At 58.9% G+C, this 18,074-nt stretch carries 22 protein-coding genes; 14 read left to right on the forward strand and 8 right to left on the reverse strand.

Annotation, left to right across the window (positions count from 1 at the left end):
• The first annotated feature begins 10 nt into the window (after window positions 1–10).
• The 4 genes from I9185_RS04430 to I9185_RS04445 all read left to right on the forward strand — a co-directional run bounded on the left by I9185_RS04430 (window position 11) and on the right by I9185_RS04445 (window position 4,900).
• Window positions 11–1,192 (forward strand): ammonium transporter, encoded by a 1,182-nt coding sequence (locus I9185_RS04430; protein ID WP_171632079.1) that lies wholly within the window; start codon window positions 11–13, stop codon window positions 1,190–1,192.
• A 142-nt stretch (window positions 1,193–1,334) separates the two neighbouring features.
• Entirely contained in the window at window positions 1,335–2,015 is a 681-nt protein-coding gene (locus I9185_RS04435) for an orotate phosphoribosyltransferase (RefSeq protein ID WP_210092438.1), read from the forward strand.
• A 225-nt stretch (window positions 2,016–2,240) separates the two neighbouring features.
• The gene (locus I9185_RS04440; RefSeq protein WP_152458159.1) at window positions 2,241–3,731 is read left to right on the forward strand and encodes a replicative DNA helicase; all 1,491 of its coding nucleotides are present in this window, start codon (window positions 2,241–2,243) and stop codon (window positions 3,729–3,731) included.
• Between the two features lie 122 nt (window positions 3,732–3,853).
• Entirely contained in the window at window positions 3,854–4,900 is a 1,047-nt protein-coding gene (locus I9185_RS04445) for a Hint domain-containing protein (protein WP_210092439.1), read from the forward strand.
• A 46-nt stretch (window positions 4,901–4,946) separates the two neighbouring features.
• Here I9185_RS04445 and I9185_RS04450 read toward each other — a convergent pair whose 3' ends face one another.
• Window positions 4,947–5,486 (reverse strand): N-acetyltransferase, encoded by a 540-nt coding sequence (locus tag I9185_RS04450; RefSeq protein ID WP_210092440.1) that lies wholly within the window; start codon window positions 5,484–5,486, stop codon window positions 4,947–4,949.
• Window positions 5,465–5,728: a hypothetical protein gene (locus I9185_RS04455; RefSeq protein ID WP_209832927.1), complete on the reverse strand. Its 264-nt coding sequence runs from the start codon at window positions 5,726–5,728 to the stop codon at window positions 5,465–5,467. Before I9185_RS04455 ends, I9185_RS04450 begins: the two co-directional genes overlap by 22 nt.
• On the opposite strand from I9185_RS04455, the gene alr reads away from it, so the two are divergent.
• From alr to I9185_RS04470, 3 genes are read left to right on the forward strand one after another with little or no spacing between them, the layout of a single operon-like run.
• Window positions 5,727–6,761 carry an alanine racemase gene (gene alr / locus I9185_RS04460; RefSeq protein ID WP_210092441.1) on the forward strand — a complete coding sequence of 345 codons (1,035 nt, stop codon included), beginning with the start codon at window positions 5,727–5,729 and terminating at the stop codon, window positions 6,759–6,761. The genes I9185_RS04455 and alr overlap by 2 nt on opposite strands.
• Window positions 6,758–7,540 (forward strand): ABC transporter permease, encoded by a 783-nt coding sequence (locus I9185_RS04465; protein ID WP_171723157.1) that lies wholly within the window; start codon window positions 6,758–6,760, stop codon window positions 7,538–7,540. Before alr ends, I9185_RS04465 begins: the two co-directional genes overlap by 4 nt.
• On the forward strand, window positions 7,537–8,283 hold the full coding sequence (locus I9185_RS04470) for an ABC transporter ATP-binding protein (RefSeq protein ID WP_210092442.1): 747 nt from the start codon (window positions 7,537–7,539) through the stop codon (window positions 8,281–8,283). The genes I9185_RS04465 and I9185_RS04470 overlap by 4 nt, the downstream gene beginning before the upstream one ends.
• On the opposite strand, the gene I9185_RS04475 is transcribed toward I9185_RS04470, so the two are convergent.
• A complete protein-coding gene (locus tag I9185_RS04475) occupies window positions 8,280–8,708 on the reverse strand; it encodes a thioesterase family protein (protein WP_152458165.1) in 429 nt (142 codons plus the stop codon). The genes I9185_RS04470 and I9185_RS04475 overlap by 4 nt on opposite strands.
• A 102-nt stretch (window positions 8,709–8,810) precedes the next feature.
• Here I9185_RS04475 and I9185_RS04480 point away from each other — a divergent pair, with 102 nt between their 5' ends.
• Window positions 8,811–9,263 carry a paraquat-inducible protein A gene (locus I9185_RS04480; protein WP_171723154.1) on the forward strand — a complete coding sequence of 151 codons (453 nt, stop codon included), beginning with the start codon at window positions 8,811–8,813 and terminating at the stop codon, window positions 9,261–9,263.
• A gap of 182 nt (window positions 9,264–9,445) precedes the next feature.
• Here I9185_RS04480 and I9185_RS20345 read toward each other — a convergent pair whose 3' ends face one another.
• Complete coding sequence (locus I9185_RS20345) at window positions 9,446–9,601, reverse strand: hypothetical protein (protein ID WP_245223402.1); 156 nt, start codon at window positions 9,599–9,601, stop codon at window positions 9,446–9,448.
• Here I9185_RS20345 and I9185_RS04485 point away from each other — a divergent pair.
• The 4 genes from I9185_RS04485 (at window position 9,594) to purF (ending at window position 14,482) form a co-directional block, all read left to right on the forward strand.
• Window positions 9,594–10,196 (forward strand): DNA repair protein, encoded by a 603-nt coding sequence (locus tag I9185_RS04485; protein ID WP_245223404.1) that lies wholly within the window; start codon window positions 9,594–9,596, stop codon window positions 10,194–10,196. The genes I9185_RS20345 and I9185_RS04485 overlap by 8 nt on opposite strands.
• 121 nt (window positions 10,197–10,317) lie before the next feature.
• The gene (gene radA / locus I9185_RS04490) at window positions 10,318–11,682 is read left to right on the forward strand and encodes a DNA repair protein RadA (protein WP_152458168.1); all 1,365 of its coding nucleotides are present in this window, start codon (window positions 10,318–10,320) and stop codon (window positions 11,680–11,682) included.
• Between the two features lie 40 nt (window positions 11,683–11,722).
• Window positions 11,723–12,316, forward strand: a complete 594-nt coding sequence (locus I9185_RS04495) for a CvpA family protein (protein ID WP_171632054.1) — start codon at window positions 11,723–11,725, stop codon at window positions 12,314–12,316.
• 642 nt (window positions 12,317–12,958) lie between these two features.
• The gene (gene purF / locus I9185_RS04500) at window positions 12,959–14,482 is read left to right on the forward strand and encodes an amidophosphoribosyltransferase (RefSeq protein WP_171632051.1); all 1,524 of its coding nucleotides are present in this window, start codon (window positions 12,959–12,961) and stop codon (window positions 14,480–14,482) included.
• Between the two features lie 24 nt (window positions 14,483–14,506).
• Here the strand turns inward: purF and I9185_RS04505 are convergent, their stop codons facing one another.
• On the reverse strand, window positions 14,507–14,782 hold the full coding sequence (locus I9185_RS04505; protein WP_210092444.1) for a hypothetical protein: 276 nt from the start codon (window positions 14,780–14,782) through the stop codon (window positions 14,507–14,509).
• Between I9185_RS04505 and I9185_RS04510 the strand changes: the two genes are divergently transcribed.
• Complete coding sequence (locus I9185_RS04510; protein WP_152458171.1) at window positions 14,781–15,029, forward strand: hypothetical protein; 249 nt, start codon at window positions 14,781–14,783, stop codon at window positions 15,027–15,029. The genes I9185_RS04505 and I9185_RS04510 overlap by 2 nt on opposite strands.
• A gap of 42 nt (window positions 15,030–15,071) precedes the next feature.
• Window positions 15,072–15,716, forward strand: coding sequence for an SDR family NAD(P)-dependent oxidoreductase (locus I9185_RS04515; RefSeq protein ID WP_171632046.1), 645 nt, complete (start codon window positions 15,072–15,074; stop codon window positions 15,714–15,716).
• A gap of 60 nt (window positions 15,717–15,776) precedes the next feature.
• Here the strand turns inward: I9185_RS04515 and I9185_RS04520 are convergent, their stop codons facing one another.
• The 3 genes from I9185_RS04520 to tatB form a co-directional block, all read right to left on the reverse strand.
• Complete coding sequence (locus I9185_RS04520; protein ID WP_209832915.1) at window positions 15,777–16,619, reverse strand: ATP-binding protein; 843 nt, start codon at window positions 16,617–16,619, stop codon at window positions 15,777–15,779.
• A gap of 116 nt (window positions 16,620–16,735) precedes the next feature.
• Entirely contained in the window at window positions 16,736–17,617 is an 882-nt protein-coding gene (gene tatC / locus I9185_RS04525; protein ID WP_171362748.1) for a twin-arginine translocase subunit TatC, read from the reverse strand.
• Window positions 17,614–18,072, reverse strand: coding sequence for a Sec-independent protein translocase protein TatB (gene tatB / locus I9185_RS04530; RefSeq protein WP_152458175.1), 459 nt, complete (start codon window positions 18,070–18,072; stop codon window positions 17,614–17,616). The genes tatC and tatB overlap by 4 nt, the downstream gene beginning before the upstream one ends.
• Between the last annotated feature and the right edge of the window lie 2 nt (window positions 18,073–18,074).

An 18,074-nucleotide genomic window follows, 5' to 3' on the forward strand; every position in this document is an offset into this window, starting at 1 on the left:
AGAATGGCCCATGAACGGAGCCGATACAGCCTGGATCATCGTTGCAACCGCGTTGGTCCTTTTCATGACAGTGCCGGGCCTCGCCCTGTTCTATGGCGGGCTCGTGCGTGCCCGAAATGTACTCAGCGTTTTCATGCATTGCTTTGCCATTGCCTGTTTGATGAGCGTCCTGTGGCTGGTCGCAGGGTATTCCATCGCGTTCGGACCCGGTGAAAGCGGGCTTTGGGGTGGTTTGGGCAAGGCCTTCCTCAACGGCGTCGATGTTGACAGCCTTGCCGGAACCCTGCCCGAGATCCTGTTCTTTGCTTTCCAGATGACCTTTGCCATCATAACCCCTGCGTTGATCGTTGGTGCGTATGTCGAACGTGTGGGCTTTGGCTTTGTCCTGACCTTTTCGGCGCTGTGGATGCTGCTGTGCTATGCGCCCGTGGTGCACTGGATCTGGGGTGGCGGGATGCTGGCTGATGGCGGCATTCTGGGCGAGATCGGCGTGCGCGACTTTGCGGGTGGCATCGTGGTGCATGAAACCGCTGGTCTGGCAGCGCTGATTGTCGCGGTCATCCTCGGGCCGCGTCGCAACCGCACCACTCCGCCGCACAACCCCGGTTACGTCATGGTCGGCGCAGCAATGCTGTGGGTCGGCTGGTTCGGTTTCAACGGTGGTTCGCAACTGGCCGCCGATGGCGGAGCGGCGATGGCCCTGACCGTCACGCACCTGTCCGCGGCTACGGCATCGCTAAGCTGGGCCCTGTGGGAACGTATCCGCTTTGGCAAGGCCTCGATGGTCGGTCTGGTCACCGGCACAATCGCGGGTCTGGCCTCGATCACGCCTGCATCGGGTTTCGTCGGTCCGGTTCAGGCCCTGATCATTGGCGCGGTGGCCGGTGTTCTGTGTCAGGAAGCCGTCAGCGTCGTGCGTAACAAACTGAATATCGACGACACGCTGGATGTCTTCGCCGTGCATGGTGTCGGCGGTATCTTTGGCACGCTCATGATCGCCCTTTTTGGCCTTGGAACCTGGACCGCTCAGTTGGGCGGGCTGATTGTCGTGGGTGCCTTTACGGCAGTTGTCACGTTTGTGTTGGTCAAACTGGTTGCACAGATCACGCCACTTCGCGTAGACGCCGAGACCGAGACAAATGGCCTCGACCTCTCGGTACATGGCGAGCGGGCCTATGACATGAGCAGTTAAGCCCACCTTGGCTGCCCATCGCCCGTAAGGGCAAAAGCGGACCTCTTGGGGGTCCGCTTTTCTTTTGCCCAATCCCTCTCGACTCCAGCCCAAGGGTCGGGCTATCAGCCCGCAACGTGTTTTCAGCCCCGAGGTTTGCGCCATGATCCCCAGTTCTTTTCCCGACAGCACCGAAATCGCCCGCCTGACTGCACGGATGCTGCTGGAGATCAAGGCCGTGCATTTCAACTCGCGAGAACTGTTCACGCTGGCCAGCGGGTTGCCTAGCCCGACCTATATCGACTGCCGCAAACTGATCTCGTATCCGCGTATCCGCTCGACACTTATGGATTTCCTGACCGTCACGGTGATGCGTGATGCTGGCTTTGAGGCATTCGACAACATCGCAGGCGGGGAAACGGCGGGCATCCCCTTTGCTGCTATGGTCGCCGAGCGTATGGCTCTGCCCATGACCTACGTGCGCAAGAAACCCAAGGGCTATGGCCGCAACGCCCGAATCGAGGGGGCGATGAGCGAAGGCGAGCGTGTGTTGCTGGTTGAAGACCTGACCACTGATGGTGGCTCGAAACTGTCCTTTGTCGATGCGATCCGCGAAACCGGTGCCACCTGCGGGCACACCGCCGTCATCTTCTACTACGGCATCTTCCCCGAGACCGAGAAAACGCTGGGTGATCATGGCGTCAAGCTGCACTCGCTCTGCACGTGGTGGGATGTTCTGGCCGAGGCCAAGGCACAGAAAGCCTTTGATCAGGAAACACTTGAGGCTGTCGAAGCTTTCCTGAACGACCCGCGCGGATGGCAAGAGGCCAATAAACCAGCGTAAACCTCTTGTGGAAAGATTGGGGATAAACCCGGAAGAATCGGGCAGTTCGCCACGATATATGGTGACTTTTCCGACAATTCCTACATAATAAGCGATGCATATGCAGGCATCCAAGCGGTCTGGAAAGTTATCCCTAGGCTTTACCCCAAGTTAGCCACAGGTATTTCCAGATAGCTTGCGGTGACGTTTCGCGTGTAGAACCTCGGAACGGGCAGCGGGGACAAAATGAACGAGATCAGCAGTATCGAGCAGGCAGCGGCACAGATTCAGAATGCCGAAACCATGCCGCATTCCATCGAGGCCGAGCAGCAATTGCTGGGCGCGATTCTGACCAATAACGACCTGTACGACCGGGTCGCCTCGATCATCGGGGCTGAACATTTCTATGATCCGGTCCATGCCCGGATTTACGAGGTGGCCTCGGCCCGTATTGCAAAGAACGCGCTTGCCTCGCCCGTGACGCTCAAATCATTCATGGCCGAGGATGAGGGCCTGAAAGAACTGGGCGGTCCCGCTTATCTGGTCAAACTGGCGGGCGCTTCGATCAGCGCATTCGCGGTGCACGACTATGCCCAGATGATCTATGACCTTGCCATCCGGCGCGAGCTGATCCGGCTGGGTCGCGACATCTCGGACAAGGCGGCGCGGGTCGATGTTTCGAGCGAGCCGAAAGAACAGATCGTCGAGGCCGAGCAGCAGCTTTATCAGCTGTCCGAGCAGGGCCAGACCGAGCAAGGCTTTCAGTCCTTCCTCAAGGCCGTCACCGAAGCCGTCAACGTCACCAACGAGGCCTACCAGCGCGGCGGCGGCATGGCCGGGATTTCCACCGGTCTGGCCGATCTGGACAAGCAATTGGGTGGGTTGCACCCGTCCGACCTGATCATTCTGGCCGGCCGTCCATCCATGGGTAAAACCTCGCTGGCGACCAACATCGCCTTCAACGTTGCCAAGGCCTACAAGCGTGGCACAAAGCCCGACGGCAGCGAAGGCGCGATCGATGGCGGTGTTGTAGGCTTCTTCTCACTCGAAATGAGCGCGGAACAGCTTGCGGGCCGGGTTCTGGCGGAAGCCTCGGAGATTTCCAGCCACAAAATCCGTCAGGGCGACATGACCGAGGCCGAGTTCCGTCGATTTGTGGATGCGGCCAAAGAGCTTGAGGCCTGTCCCCTGTTTATTGACGACACTCCTGCCTTGCCGATCTCGCAACTTGCCGCCCGTGCACGACGGTTGAAACGGACCCACGGGCTGGACTTGCTGGTCATCGACTATCTACAGCTCTGCCGGGGCATGGCCGACAACCGGGTGAACGAAATCGCCGAGATTTCGATGGGCATGAAAGCTATCGCCAAGGAACTGAACATCCCGGTCATTGCTCTTTCACAGCTGTCGCGCCAGGTGGAAAACCGCGACGACAAGCGCCCGCAGCTGTCCGACCTACGTGAATCCGGCTCGATCGAGCAGGACGCCGACGTTGTGATGTTTGTGTTCCGCGAGGAATACTACAAAGAGCGCGAAAAGCCCGGTGATCACGAACTGGAAAAGATGGAAGAGTGGAAGCAGGCGATGGAACGTCTGCACGGCAAAGCCGAGGTCATCGTCGGCAAGCAACGTCATGGCCCAATCGGCACGGTCGAGTTGTCGTTCGAGGCCCAATTCACCCGCTTTGGCAATCTGGTCAAGCCTTGGCAACAGGGTGGTGAAATCGAGGGTTATTGATCGCGGGCAGAACACCTGCCCCAGATATTGAACGCCAAGTCCTTTGGTGTTTTTCCTGCCCGGTGTTAACGTGACGGTGACGTTCAACCCAACGCGCCAAACCCGCCCGGAGACCCACTGATTTGCCCGCGATCATATCGGAAATAAGATATCGCAACGGCCCGAACTTTGCTCCGGACGGAGATTTCATTGAAATCCGGGTTCCGACCGGAACCGACGTCACCGGCTTGCAGGTCGATGTTTACAACCCCAATGGCTCGGTGCGCAGTTCGACGGATGTCGACAACGGAACGATGACCACCGTGGGCGGGTTCGACTATTACGTGATTTCGGCGCGCATCAACCGGTTTGGGGCGGTTTCTCTTTCGGACAATGGTTCGGTTCTCAGCTTTGTATCCTTCGACTCGCAGGTAACTGCGACACAGGGGCCGGCCAGTGGCCAGACTTCGACCCAGATCGGCAGCAACGGCACGGACGATACCGCGTCTCTGTCATCGAAGGACGGGGTCAACTTTGTTGAGGATCCCAATCCCAGCCCCGGCGCCCCCTGTTTCGTTTCGGACACCCTGATCCTGACGGACCGTGGCGAAATCAGCGTTCAGGATATCCGCCCCGGTGACAAGGTGATGACGACCGAACGCAGCTCGGCAACCGTTCGGCTTGTTCTATCCCGGTCCCTGCGCCAGGCCGATCTGTTGAAATCACCCGAACTGCGCCCAGTCCGCATTACGGCCGGCGCCCTGGGGCACGGCCTGCCCCGCCGAGACCTGACGGTTTCGCGACAGCACAGAATGCTGGTCCGATCGGACATCGCGCAGCGCATGTTCGACACAAGAGACGTTTTGGTCTCGGCCATCCGACTAACAGACCTGCCGGGCGTTTACGTGGATTACGATGCGACGCAGGTGGTTTATCATCACGTTGTCTGTGACCGTCACGTGGTTCTTCTTGCCGAAGGCGCGCCAAGTGAAAGCCTGTTCACCGGCCCCGAAGCCCTCAAATCCCTTCCGCCCGAAGCGTTGCAAGAGCTGTTGCAGATTTTTCCGGGTCTCGACTGCAATAAGGATATGGACCCTGCCTTTTATATCCCCAGCGGCAGGCGACAGAAAAAGCTGGTGGCCCGACATGTCCGGAACAGCAAGACGATCATAGATCAGGCCCTGTTCTAGGCTGTGGAACCAAGGCCATCGACCAAAGCGAATAAACCGATCCCGCCTACCACAGCAATGGATTGTTCAGCGCGGAAACGCATCCCGACGGGCCTTTCAGCGGTTTCAGGTCAAAACCGTCTAGCGCCTGTCCCAACCAGCCGTGCGGATGGCTGAGTTTCAGCGGTGGCTGAGCAGTATCCTCGGTGATCTGCACAAAACCCGTTTTGCAATAATAGGCCGGGTCGCCATAGGTCAGTGCCACGTCCACACCTGCCGCCCGCAAGCGATCCAGACCATAGGTAATCAGCGCCTGTCCAATACCTGTTTTTTGCTTGCCCGTTTGCACGGCCATCGGCGACAGGATGAACACATTGCGCGTATCCTGCGAAAACGTCATCCGGGAAAAGATGGCACAGCCAAGCAGCTCGTGATCCTGTAGAGCCGTGCACACAAGGATATCTTCAGGCGGCGTGGTGTTGAGCAATTCACGTACGAATGCACCTATTGCCGCCCCTTCCTCTGGCCCTTCCGATGCGGAAAAAACGTCGGCAAAAAGACGGATGATCTCTGACGGGTCCCGGGTCAAACCGGTAGAAAAATCCATGGCTCCCTCATGAGTTGACGTTGCGCCCGGTCTTTACCGGAACCGAACGATCCGGCTCTCAGGATCGCTTTAACCTTGACGTGAAGACAATCCCAAAAACCTGCAACCATGGCGGAATGCTGCCATTTCTTCTGGTTTTTTGGTGTTTTCCGTAACAACAGACCAAACACCAACATAAACCGACAGGTAAATGCGCCATTCCCTCTTGACCTTAAGCGGCGCAATGTCATGAACAGTGCCATGAGTACTGCACGTTTGACGATCAATCTTCAGGCGCTCGCCAGGAATTGGCGGGCGCTCGACGCGAAAACCGGGGTCGAAACCGGCGCCGTGGTCAAGGCCGATGCCTATGGGCTGGGTGCCGGGCCCGTCAGCGATACGCTGGCCGAGGAAGGCGTTCGCAAGTTTTTTGTGGCGGCCGCAGAAGAAGGCGCCGCTGTCCGCAATGCGGTTGGCCCCGGCCCGATGATCTTTGTCTTTTCCGGCCATATGGAGGGCGACACAGACCTTCTGCGCGCCAATGACCTGACGCCGCTGATCAATTCGGGCGAGCAGTATCAGCGCCATATGGTGGCCCTGCCCGACCATCCCTTTGGCATACAGGTGGACAGTGGCATGAACCGGCTGGGGCTGGAACCCGCCGACTGGGCCGAACTGCGCCCAAGGGCCGAGGCCCTGAACCCAGCCGTTGTCATATCTCATCTGGCCTGCTCGGACGAGCCAGACCACCCGATGAACAGGCAGCAGCTGAAAACCTTCCGCGAGATGACCGACGGTATCGCCGCGCCGCGTTCTCTGGCTGCGACCGGCGGTTTGCTTTTGGGGCCCGAGTTCCATTTCGATTTCTGCCGCCCGGGCATCGGCCTGTATGGCGGCCTGCCCTTTGCGGATGCCAAACCCGTTGTCACGGTCGATCTGCCTGTCATCCAGGTGCGCAAGGTGGCCGTGGGCGAAACTGTTGGTTATGGCAACAGCTGGGTTGCGCGCCGGCCGTCCCGTATAGCCACAGTCGCGGCCGGGTATGCAGACGGCCTGCATCGCGCCATCGGGGGCGGCATCGACGCCTTCGCCGGCAATCAGCCCTGCCCGGTTGTTGGCCGTATCTCGATGGACCTGATCACGGTGGATGTCACGGACCTGCCCAAAGACCCGGAACGCCTGCGTATCCTGAATGGCCATCAGACCATCGATGATCTGGCTGAAGCTGCCGGGACAATTGGCTATGAGATCCTCACATCAATGGGCAATCGCTACTCGCGGGGCTATGTGGAATGAACCCTCTCACCGCGCTCGAAGGTCTGGGCCGCACGGTTCTGAGCCTGCTTGCGGCCTTTGGCCGGGTGGCACTGTTCGCGCTTGATGCGATTTCGCATATTCTGCGCCCCCCCTTCTATCCGCGCGAATTTGGCATGGCCCTGCTGAACATCGGCTGGCTGTCTCTGCCGGTCGTCGGCCTGACCGCGATTTTCACCGGCGGTGCGCTGGCGTTGCAGATCTACGCCGGCGGCGCGCGTTTCAACGCCGAAGCCGTGGTGCCCCAGATCGTCGCCATCGGCATGGTGCGAGAGCTCGGCCCGGTTCTGGTCGGCCTGATGATTGCTGCGCGCGTGACCTCATCCATCGCGGCCGAAATCGCCACGATGAAAGTGACCGAACAGATCGACGCGCTGGTCACGCTGTCGACCCACCCGATGAAATACCTCACCGCCCCGCGCGTTCTGGCCGCCCTGATCACTGTGCCGGCTTTGGTGGCAGTGGGTGACATCATCGGAATTGCCGGCGGCTACACCGTCGCCACGCAAAATCTGGGCTTCAACCCGGCCGCCTATCTGAAAAACACGGTCGATTTCCTGGAAACCCGCGACATCGTCTCATCGCTGGTCAAAGGTGCAGCTTTTGGCCTGATCGCGGCCATCATGGGCTGTTACTACGGCATGAATTCCGGCCGTGGCGCACAAGGCGTCGGCCGCGCCACCAAAGGCTCCGTCGAGGCCGCCGCCGTACTGATCCTGGCCGCAAACTTCGTTCTCACAGGGGTATTCTTCTCGCTATGATCCGGATGGAGAACGTACACAAGGCCTTTGGCGACAACCACGTGCTGCAAGGCATGAACCTTGAGATCCCCAAGGGCACCTCGATGGTCATCATCGGCGGTTCGGGCACCGGCAAATCGGTCGCCCTGAAATGCATTCTGGGCCTGATCAAGCCCGACAGCGGCATGATCTATGTGGACGGCAAAGACGCCAGCAAAGGCGACCGAGATGCCTTTCTAGCCCGGTTCGGGATGCTGTTTCAGGGCGCGGCCCTGTTTGACTCACTAACCGTCTGGCAGAACGTCGCCTTCCGCCTGCTGCGTGGTTCTCTGAAACGTCCAACCGACGAAGCCCGCGAAATCGCCATCGACAAACTGCGCCGCGTGGGCCTGAAATCCGACGTGGCCGACCGCTTTCCGGCGGAACTGTCAGGCGGCATGCAAAAACGCGTGGGCCTTGCCCGCGCCATCGCCGCCGAGCCCGAAATCATCTTTTTCGACGAACCCACCACCGGCCTCGACCCGATCATGTCCGGCGTCATCAACGATCTGATCCGCGAAATCGTGACCGAGATGGGTGCCACCGCGATGACCATCACCCACGACATGAGTTCCGTCCGCGCGATTGCCGACAACGTCGCCATGCTGCACGGAGGCGTGATCCAGTGGACCGGCCCGGTCAGCCAGATGGATGCCTCGGGTGATCCCTATGTTGAGCAGTTCATCAGTGGGAGCGCAGAGGGGCCGATTGAGGCGGTGCGTTAATCTTCGCTCTTTGCCAGCCACTTTGCCGAGCGTTCGATAACGTCCTGAGGAATAGCTTCGGCGCGCCTTGTCTGCAGGTTGAGCAAGACGCATTTAAAAACCGTCGAAAATGTCGTTTCACCGTCCATCACTCGAACTAATTTGTGGCTGAAAGTCATGGACTTCGTTCCTACTTTCAGGATTTCGCTTTCCATTTGGATCGCCTCGCCAGCACTCAATTCCGCAAGGAAATTGCTTTCTGCATGGACCACCGCAAAGGATAGCTTTCTTCCTGACCGCATGTCTTCGGACGTCAGCCCCAACTCTGCCTGCAACGCAAAAACGGAATCCGAACATGCCGCAAAATACTTGGACACGTTCATATGCCCCAGAAAATCACAGTCCGATGGATCGACAATTGACTTGAAGGCCACAAAACCCGACATCATTCCTCCCCGTCTAAAAATAACTCAGTGGCGAGTGCTGGTTTAAGGTAACCATATCAAATCATCGCCGCAAATTTCGAAATCTTACCTAGACGCCCAGTCATGCCCCTCCGCCTCGCCACCCTCTCCCTCCTGATCCTCTACCCCGTCGCGTGGTTCGCCCCGCTGATGCGCGCGGGGTTTCTGCCGATCTTCGGCCTCAGCGAAATCAGTGTCATCACCGGGCTGCAATCCTTGTGGAAATCCGACGTCTTCCTCGCGCTGATCGTCACCATATTCGCGCTCTTCGCCCCGTACATAAAAACCATCGGCACCGCGTTGATCCAATGGAACCTGCTGGATGCCCGCGTCCAACCTGCGCTCAATATCCTTGGCAAGCTGGCCATGGCCGACATTTTCCTGATTGCGCTTTACATCACTTTGGCCAAGGGCATCTCATACGCCACCATTGAGACGGCATGGGGTCTCTACCTGTTCACGGCCTGCATTTTGGCTTCGATCGCACTGGGTCATATTACAGAGATGACATCCACTTCACGAAAAGCTCAGACCTAATTGATTGAAAACACAAATCTAAGTATCATCTTTATATTTCGAGCAGCAGTGTTTTGTAGTTTTCGGGTCCGCAGCGGATCGTACGCAATCGTTTGATTACCTTCCGCTTCGACCCGGTGTGTTCCGGTTTGAAGAAGGAGTACGACGATCATGGCCGCCCTCCACAGTATTACATTGCAATTTCAGAATGCCTTTTTAAGACTGACTTTTTTCCTGATCTGTTTGGCGGCCTTGTTGGCCGTTTCAGCCACATTGTTATCCGCTTTGGGCGTATTGCCCTGGCTCTCGATGCAGGCCGGATTTGGCGAGGCACCGGCAAAGGATGCCGGCATGTCCATCCAGATTGGCCTGACAGCGCTGATTCTCATGCTGGCGTTTTACCTGCCGGCCAATGCCCGAATGATGGCGCTGGAAAACAACCACCGCAAATTTGCGCTCAATATGCATGACATCGCGGACGCGTATCAAATGGCCCATGCCGCCGATCGCGGCGGGCTGTTCATGATGTCGTCCGAGTTTGACGCCGTCAAGGAACGCATGGGGTTTCTGCGCCAGCACCCCGACCTGCAATCGCTCGAGCCCGAGATCCTGGAACTGGCCGCACAGATGAGCCAGATCAGCCACGAACTGGCCCGGACCTATGGCGATGCGCAGGTCGAACGCGCGCGGATGTTCCTGCAACAGCGACAGGAAGAGATCGAACTGTTTCAACAGCGTCTGGAAGAGGCGCAGGTCATCCAGAACGAATTGCGTCAATGGACGCGGGATGTGGAAATGGAAGAGACGATCGCCAGGTCGCAACTTATCCGCTTACGGGATGAACTGTTCGAACTTCTGCCCGAATTGTCGACCCAACTGCACACACCGCGCAAAAATGGCACCTCAAAGGCATCCAGCGTGGTTGCAATGTCGCCCCTTCGACCGGCGGAATAGGCGCGCCAGCGCCCGCTGCGGACGATGGCCCAACCGGGCCTGAGGCCGCAGCGCGCCATCGGCGGTGAGGAACGCCCGCAAGGGCTTGAAGAACCGCCCAAGCTCGGGCACCAAGTGCGTCATGGCAAAGACGACATCCTTCTCCTGCTCGGCCTGCGGTGCGACGCATACACGATGGTCCGGACGCTGCGACGGTTGCGGCGAATGGAACACCATCGTTCAGGACGCGCCCATATCGACTGGCCCGGCCAGAAAATCCCTCGGCGGCAAACGCGGCCAGTCCATCGCACTCACGGATTTGTCCACCGAGGAAACACCGCCGCCCCGCACCCTCTGCGGGGTCGAGGAGTTGGACCGTGTTCTGGGCGGCGGGCTGGTCCCGGCCTCCGCCCTGTTGGTGGGAGGAGACCCCGGCATCGGGAAATCGACCCTGCTGCTGCAAGCCGCAGCGCGTTTCGCGCGTGCGGGCGTGAAAACCATCTATGTCTCGGGCGAAGAAGCCAGCGCACAGGTGCGTATGCGCGCCCGCCGTCTTGGGCTTGAGGACGCCCCCGTTCAACTTGCCGCCGAAACCAACCTGCGCGACATCCTCACGACGCTGGAAGCCGAAAAACCAGGCCTGGCCATCATCGATTCGATTCAGACGATGTGGGCAGACAATGTCGACAGCGCACCCGGTTCCGTATCACAAGTCCGGGCCGCGGCCCATGAACTGACCACGTTTGCGAAACGGCACGGTGTTTCGATCATCATGGTTGGCCACGTCACCAAGGAAGGCCAGATCGCGGGCCCTCGCGTGGTCGAACACATGGTTGATACCGTCCTATATTTCGAGGGCGAGCGCGGCCATCAGTTCCGCATCCTGCGCGCGGTTAAGAACCGCTTTGGGCCAGCGGACGAAATCGGCGTGTTCGAAATGACCGGCAAGGGTCTGGCGCAAGTGACCAACCCCTCGGCCCTGTTCCTGTCCGAACGTGGCAGGCCAAGCCCCGGCTCTGCTGTTTTTGCGGGCATTGAAGGCACCCGACCCGTGCTGGTCGAATTGCAGGCTCTGGTCGCACCCTCGCCCCACTCACAGCCCCGCCGCACCGTTGTTGGGTGGGACAGCGGGCGGTTGGCAATGATCCTTGCGGTGCTCGAGGCCCGCTGCGGCATTCCCTTTGCCGGGCTCGACGTCTATCTCAACGTTGCCGGAGGTCTGAAAGTGAGCGAACCCGCCGCCGATCTGGCTGTGGCTGCCGCCCTTCTCAGTGCCCGAGAAGACACAGCATTGCCCGCCGACACGGTCGTATTCGGAGAAATCTCGCTGTCCGGGGCACTTAGACCGGCCCCACAGACCGAAAACAGGTTGAAAGAAGCGCAAAAACTTGGTTTCACGGCGGCAATTGCTCCGGCTGGTGGCAAAACCGGCACTGTGGCAGGTCTGACACTCACCCGACCCTCTGATTTGGTGGGGTTTGTTGGCGAAACCTTCGGAGCAGGTTAAAGTCGCGCCCCGAGGGGCAGAAAAAGAACAGGCGAGGGCCATGGAAGGTTTTACTATAATTGACGGGGTCGTCGCCCTGATCATCGTGCTGTCGGGCTTGCTGGCCTACTCACGTGGCTTCATGCGCGAAGTTCTGGCCATTGCAGGCTGGGTCGCGGCGGCCGTTCTGGCATTCATCTTTGCCCCACAGGCTGTGCCGCTGGTCAAAGAAATCCCTGTGGTCGGAGATTTCCTGCGCGACAGTTGTGAACTGTCGGTGATCACCGGCTTTGCAGCCGTCTTTGCCGTGGCTTTGATTGTGGTCAGTATCTTCACACCGCTGTTTTCATCGCTGGTGCAGCGCTCGGCTTTGGGCGGTCTGGATCAGGCGCTGGGGCTGTTCTTCGGCATCGCGCGCGGCATTCTGCTGGTTGCAATCGCCTTCTTTGTCTATGATACGGTCATGACCGGCCAATCCTATACAATCGTGGACGAAAGCCGCTCGGCCAAAGTGTTCGAGCAGTTCAGCAGCCAGATTGAAGAGCAAAACCCCGAAGCCGCTCTGGGTTGGGTGACTGCACAATACGAAGAACTGGTCGCCAGCTGCACGGCAGGAAACGAACAACCCGAAACCACAGCACCAACTGACGGGTAATCATGGGGTGCATTGCGTAATAAAAGCCCGGCACTGTCCGGGCTTTTTCGATTCAAACATACCCTTCCCCGCCACAGACCGTGCAGCGGATCGTTTTCAGCCCAAAACACCCGTCGCATCTGCTGGAGATCGGTTTGCCAAGAATATCCCGGCTTTTGACAACTTCGCCCGCCCCGTTGCAGATCTGACAGGGCGCCCGGCCCATTCCCCGGCACCTGTGGCACCGTTGTTTGATCCGGTCCTGCTTCTTTTGAGGTTTATGTTGCCACATTCCGGCCCTTTGCGTGCTTCACCCATCCTGTTTTGCACATATTAATTGGCATGACAGCACATTTGATTGCACATGTCATCTTCTTCCTGACCCTGCCCCGATCCGCGAAATCCCGACCTGCGGCAATAGGTGAGTGTGATCCTTTGATGACAGCCACGCCATTAGGCATTATGTGGAGGCCAACCCGCCACGGAATCGGAGCCACCGATCTTGTTCTTTCTGTTCGAATGCGCGCTGGTCGTTGTGATGGTCGCCCTATTGGCGTCTTTGTCGCCTGCCACCAAACCGACCGCACGCGCCTTGCAGAGGATCCGATGCCGAACGGCGGTCAACCCTCAGGTCAAATCGTCATAGAAGTTGGAGCCCCTTAAATGTGTGGGATTTTGGGAATCGCAAGCCGGACACATGATGTTTTTGCCGAAATCTATGACGGGCTGCTGATGTTGCAGCACCGGGGTCAGGATGCCTCAGGGATCGTGACCTACAACGGCGAATTCTTCCGGGAAAAGAAGGCCAACGGTCTGGTAAAGGATGTGTTCAACGCCCAGGATGCAGAAACCCTGTTGGGTCGTGTGGGCATGGGGCATGTGCGCTATCCGACGGCGGGGTCCCTCAGCGCGGCCGAGGCGCAGCCCTTTTTCGTGAACGCCCCTTACGGCATCTATCTGGTTCACAACGGCAACATCACCAACACCGCCGAACAGCGCGAAAAGGTTACCGGCAAATACAGCCGTCACCTGCGCACCACGTCAGACTCTGAAATACTTCTGAACGTGCTGGCCGACAAAGTGGCGGACGCGATCAAGGTGAATGGCAACGGCGAACCCATCCGCAATCTGTTTGCCGGTGTGAAGATGACGATGGAACGCGTTCAGGGCGCCTATTCCGTGATCTGTCTGGTCGCGGGTGTCGGTATGTTGGCCTTCCGCGATCCGTTTGGTATTCGCCCACTTTCGGTCGCCAAACGCGAAGTGGACGGAGACGGTGATGATTATGCCTTTGCCTCGGAAGACGTGGCCTTTGGCATCAACGGCTTTCAAAAGCTGCGTGATCTTCGCCCGGGTGAGGCGATCCTGATCGATCTGGACGGCAATATGCACGAGTTTCAGGCGGTCGAAGGCAAGCTGACACCCTGCATTTTCGAGTATGTCTACCTGGCGCGCCCGGATTCTTTGCTGGACGGTGTTTCGGTTTACAAGACGCAGATGCGCATGGGCCAGACGCTGGCGAAACAGATTCAGGACTCGGGGCTGGAAATCGATCGGATCATCCCGGTGCCCGACAGCGCCCGCCCCGTGGCCCTGGAAGCCGCAAAGATCACCGGCATCCCCTATCGCGAAGGGCTGGTGAAAAACCGCTATGTCGGGCGTACGTTCATCATGCCGGGTCAGGCGGAACGGCAGAAATCCGTCCGCCGCAAGCTGAATGCCGTGCCGCTGGAATTCGACGGCCATAGTGTTCTGCTGATCGACGATTCCATCGTACGGGGCAACACCATCAAGAAGATCGTTCAGATGTGCCGCGATGCCGGGGCCAAGAAGGTCTATGTCGCCAGCGCCTCGCCGCCGGTGAAATACCCCAATGTCTACGGTATAGACATGCCAACCAAGGCCGAACTGATCGCGAACGGCAAGGAAATCGAAGAGATCCGCGAAGAACTGGGTGCCGACGCCCTGTTCTATCAGCACCTGGAAGATCTGATCTGGGCCGCCAAGGAGGGCAATCCCGAGATCGAAGCCTTCGACTGTTCCTGTTTTGACGGCAAGTACATCACGGGCAGCGTCAGCGAAGGTTATCTGGACAATCTGGAGAACAGCAGCCGTGTCAGCCAGAAGCGGGCCGACATGCAGGTTCCGGGCGAGTCTTGGAACGCGGCGAAACTGGCCTCGGGCTGAGCGGACGAAACGGGACTGACACCGTCAGTTTTCCATTCTGAAAAGCGAATCAAAACGGCGGAACATCCCGGCCAACCGATAGCTGTCGACCGGCTTGATTGCTGTCATGGGATGTGAATGAGTGGAAATCTGCCACAACCAGTCGGCGAATACCACGCAATCACAAGGGCTTTTTTCAAGGGCGCCAAATCGTGATGACACCTGTCCGTGCAGCGCTTTTGTTCGCTTGAGCGTTTTGCTATCCGGCCGCGACCACTCACTCAAAAAGGGGTCCGGGCCACAGCCCGGTCCGCGGATCATGTCAAACGCCAAAGTCCAAAGCGCGGCCACACAGCGGGGCGCGCTGAAGAAGAATTCCGTCTCGGTTCTGGGCGTATTCGGGCCGAAAGCGGATATGCGCGCCCTGATGCGCCTGTCATCAGGCCGCGTGAAAGAAGTAAAACCCGGAAGCCGCGTTGCCTCGGGCACAGTTATCGCGATTGATGAGCATGGCATAATGCTGCGACAAAGCGGCCAGACCCGGCGTATCGCCATCCCCGGCGGCTGATCACATCTTGACGCCCCGCGCGCGGGGGTTCAAACCGCAGGCATGACCGATACGACCAAAATCGCCCTGATAACCGGGGCCTCGCGCGGGCTGGGCGCTGCCCTGGCCGAAGCGCTGGCGCCCGAATACCACATTGTCGCCGTCGCCCGGACCACTGGCGGGCTGGAAGAACTGGACGATCGCATCAAGGCCAAGGGTGGCTCTGCCACGCTGGCACCGATGGACATCACTGATCCGAACGCGATGGCAACCCTGTGCCGCGGGATCCATGACCGTTGGGGCAAGGTGGATTTGTGGCTGCATACGGCCATTCACACTTCGGCGCTGACACCGGTACATTTCGTTGACCCCAAGGAATGGACCAAGGCAGTCAACACGAATGCAAACGCAACCTCGGTCCTGATCCCATATGTCGCGCCGCTGCTGGGTGAAAACGGCCACGCGGTGTTTTTCGATGACCCGAAAGCCGGTCACAAGTTCTATGGCATCTATGGTGCCACCAAGGCCGCGCAAATGGCGCTGGCCCGCAGTTGGGCGGCCGAGACCGAACGCACCGGTCCGCGCGTTTCGATCGTGGAACCAGCACCGATGCCGACCGCCGTGCGTGCCCGGTTCCACCCGGGCGAAGATCGCGATGCACTGACGAGCACCGCAGATGAAGCTGCGCGGATCCTGGCGCTGCTTTAGGAAATGGCCCTGACGGGCCATGCCTCCGGCGGGGATATTTTTAGCCAGATGAAGCTGGAATCAGGCGATATGAACGCCGTTCCGCCCGGCCAGATCGACGAAGAACTGCCACGCGACACGGCCTGAACGCGATCCGCGCGTGGCCTGCCATTCAATTGCATCGGCGCGCAGGATTTCGGCATCGACCGAAACGCCATAGGCGGCACAATAGCGGTCGATCATGGCAAGATATTCGTCCTGATCGCAGGGGTGGAATCCCAGCCACAGACCGAAGCGGTCGGACAGTGATACCTTTTCCTCGACCGCCTCTGACGGGTTGATGGCGCTGGAACGTTCATTTTCAATCATGTCCCGCGGCATCAGGTGACGGCGGTTCGAGGTCGCGTAGAACACCACGTTTTCCGGGCGACCTTCGATACCGCCATCCAGAACGGCCTTGAGCGATTTGTAATGCTGGTCATCGTGACTGAACGAGAGGTCGTCGCAAAACAGGATGAACCGATAAGGCGCCGCGCGCAGGTGGTTCAGCAGACGCGCGACCGAGGCCATATCCTCGCGCTGTAGTTCCACAAGCTTCAGGTCAGGATGATCTGCGCTCAGCGTACCGTGGACGGCCTTTACGAGGCTGGATTTGCCCATCCCGCGCGCGCCCCACAACAGTGCATTGTTTGCCTTGTAGCCGGCCGCGAAGCGGCGGGTGTTGTCAAGTAACGTGTCGCGCGACCGATTTATGCCGACCAGCAGATCCAGATCGACGCGATTGATCTGTTCGACCGGTTCCAGGCGTTCCGGTTCCACATGCCAGACAAAGGCAGGGGCCGCATTGAAATCCGGTGTGGCCAAAGGCGCCGGCGCCATGCGCTCCAACGCGGCAGCAATACGGTTCAGGGCTTGGTCGTCCATCGGCTTCTCCGGTCAGATACGGATCGGTTCAAAGCATGTTCTGATTGGCGCAACAAGGCCCGCGAACGAAAAAGGCGCGCCCGAACGGGGCGCGCCTCGGCTGTTGTTTCAGCAGGTTACTTGTCGTCTTCGAATTCCCGCATCAGATCTTCGTCCGCTTCGGCTTCTTCATCGTCGTAGTAACCTTCAGCCCGCAACTGCTCTTCCCGCTTCCTTTCAACCCGGGCCACCAGGAAGATCGAAATCTCATAAAGGCCATAGACCACCACAAAAAGGATAATCTGCGTGATCACGTCAGGAGGCGTCACGATCGCCGCCAGCACCAGAATGCCGACCACCGCATATTTGCGCACGGCCCCCAGACCCTCGGCGCTGACCAGACCTGCCTTGCCCATGAGGGTCAGAAGAACCGGCAATTGGAAGCACAGCCCAAAGGCCACGATGAACTTGATCGTCAGGTTCAGGTATTCCTGTGCCGAACCCTGAAACACCACGCTCAGCGGTGCAGCCGTTGCGCCATCGGCCACGGCTTCGCCTTCAGCGCCGAATTGCTGGAACCCAAGGAAGAAGTCATAGGCCAGGGGCGTGACGACATAGAAAGCAAAGCTGGCGCCCAGAAGGAACATGAAGGGCGAAGCCAGCATGAAGGGCAGAAACGCATTCTTCTCTGACTTGTAGAGGCCCGGAGCCACAAAGCGCCACATCTGCATCCCGATATAGGGAAACGCCAGAATGAAGCCCCCCAAAAGCGAAACCTTGATCGCGACAAAGAACCCTTCCTGCGGCGAGATGAAGATCAGGCCGCAATCCTGTCCGCGCTCGGTCAGGACCTCACACAAAGGGTTGGTCAGAAAATTGAAGATCGGCGTGGCCACCGTAAAGCAGATGATCATCCCGACCAGAAAAGCCACGACGCAGTGGATCAACCGCGTACGCAGCTCGGCCAGGTGCTCGATCAATGGGGCCGAGGTATCTTCGATCTCGTCGGTCTTGGTCATGTTTCGCCTTCAGTCTTCAGCGCCGCTTCGGCTTCTTCGGCCTTGGCCAGTGCCTCGGCAGCTTCCTTGGCCTTGCGCTCGGCGGCAGCGCGGGCCGTTGAGGCCTGAATTTTCTTGGCCTGTTCGGCTCGCTCGGCTGCCAGTTTACCGGTTTCGCTGTCAGGATCGAACTTGGTGGGATCCATGCTTTTTGCCATATCCTGCGCGGCTTGTTTCACGCCGTCCATGGCCGAACCAACCGGATTCGCGGCGGCGTTGAGACCTTTCTTGATCTCGTTCACACCGGCCTGATCGGCGGCCTCGTTCATGGCGCTGCTGAATTCGCGTGCCATGCCACGGGCCTTGCCGACAAACCGCCCGACATTGCGGAACAAAACCGGCAGGTCCTTCGGCCCGACAACGATCAGGGCGACAATGCCGATGACCAGAAGTTCGGTCCAGCCCAGATCAAACATCT

The organism is Ruegeria sp. HKCCSP346 (assembly GCF_017872595.1).
GTDB lineage: Bacteria > Pseudomonadota > Alphaproteobacteria > Rhodobacterales > Rhodobacteraceae > Ruegeria.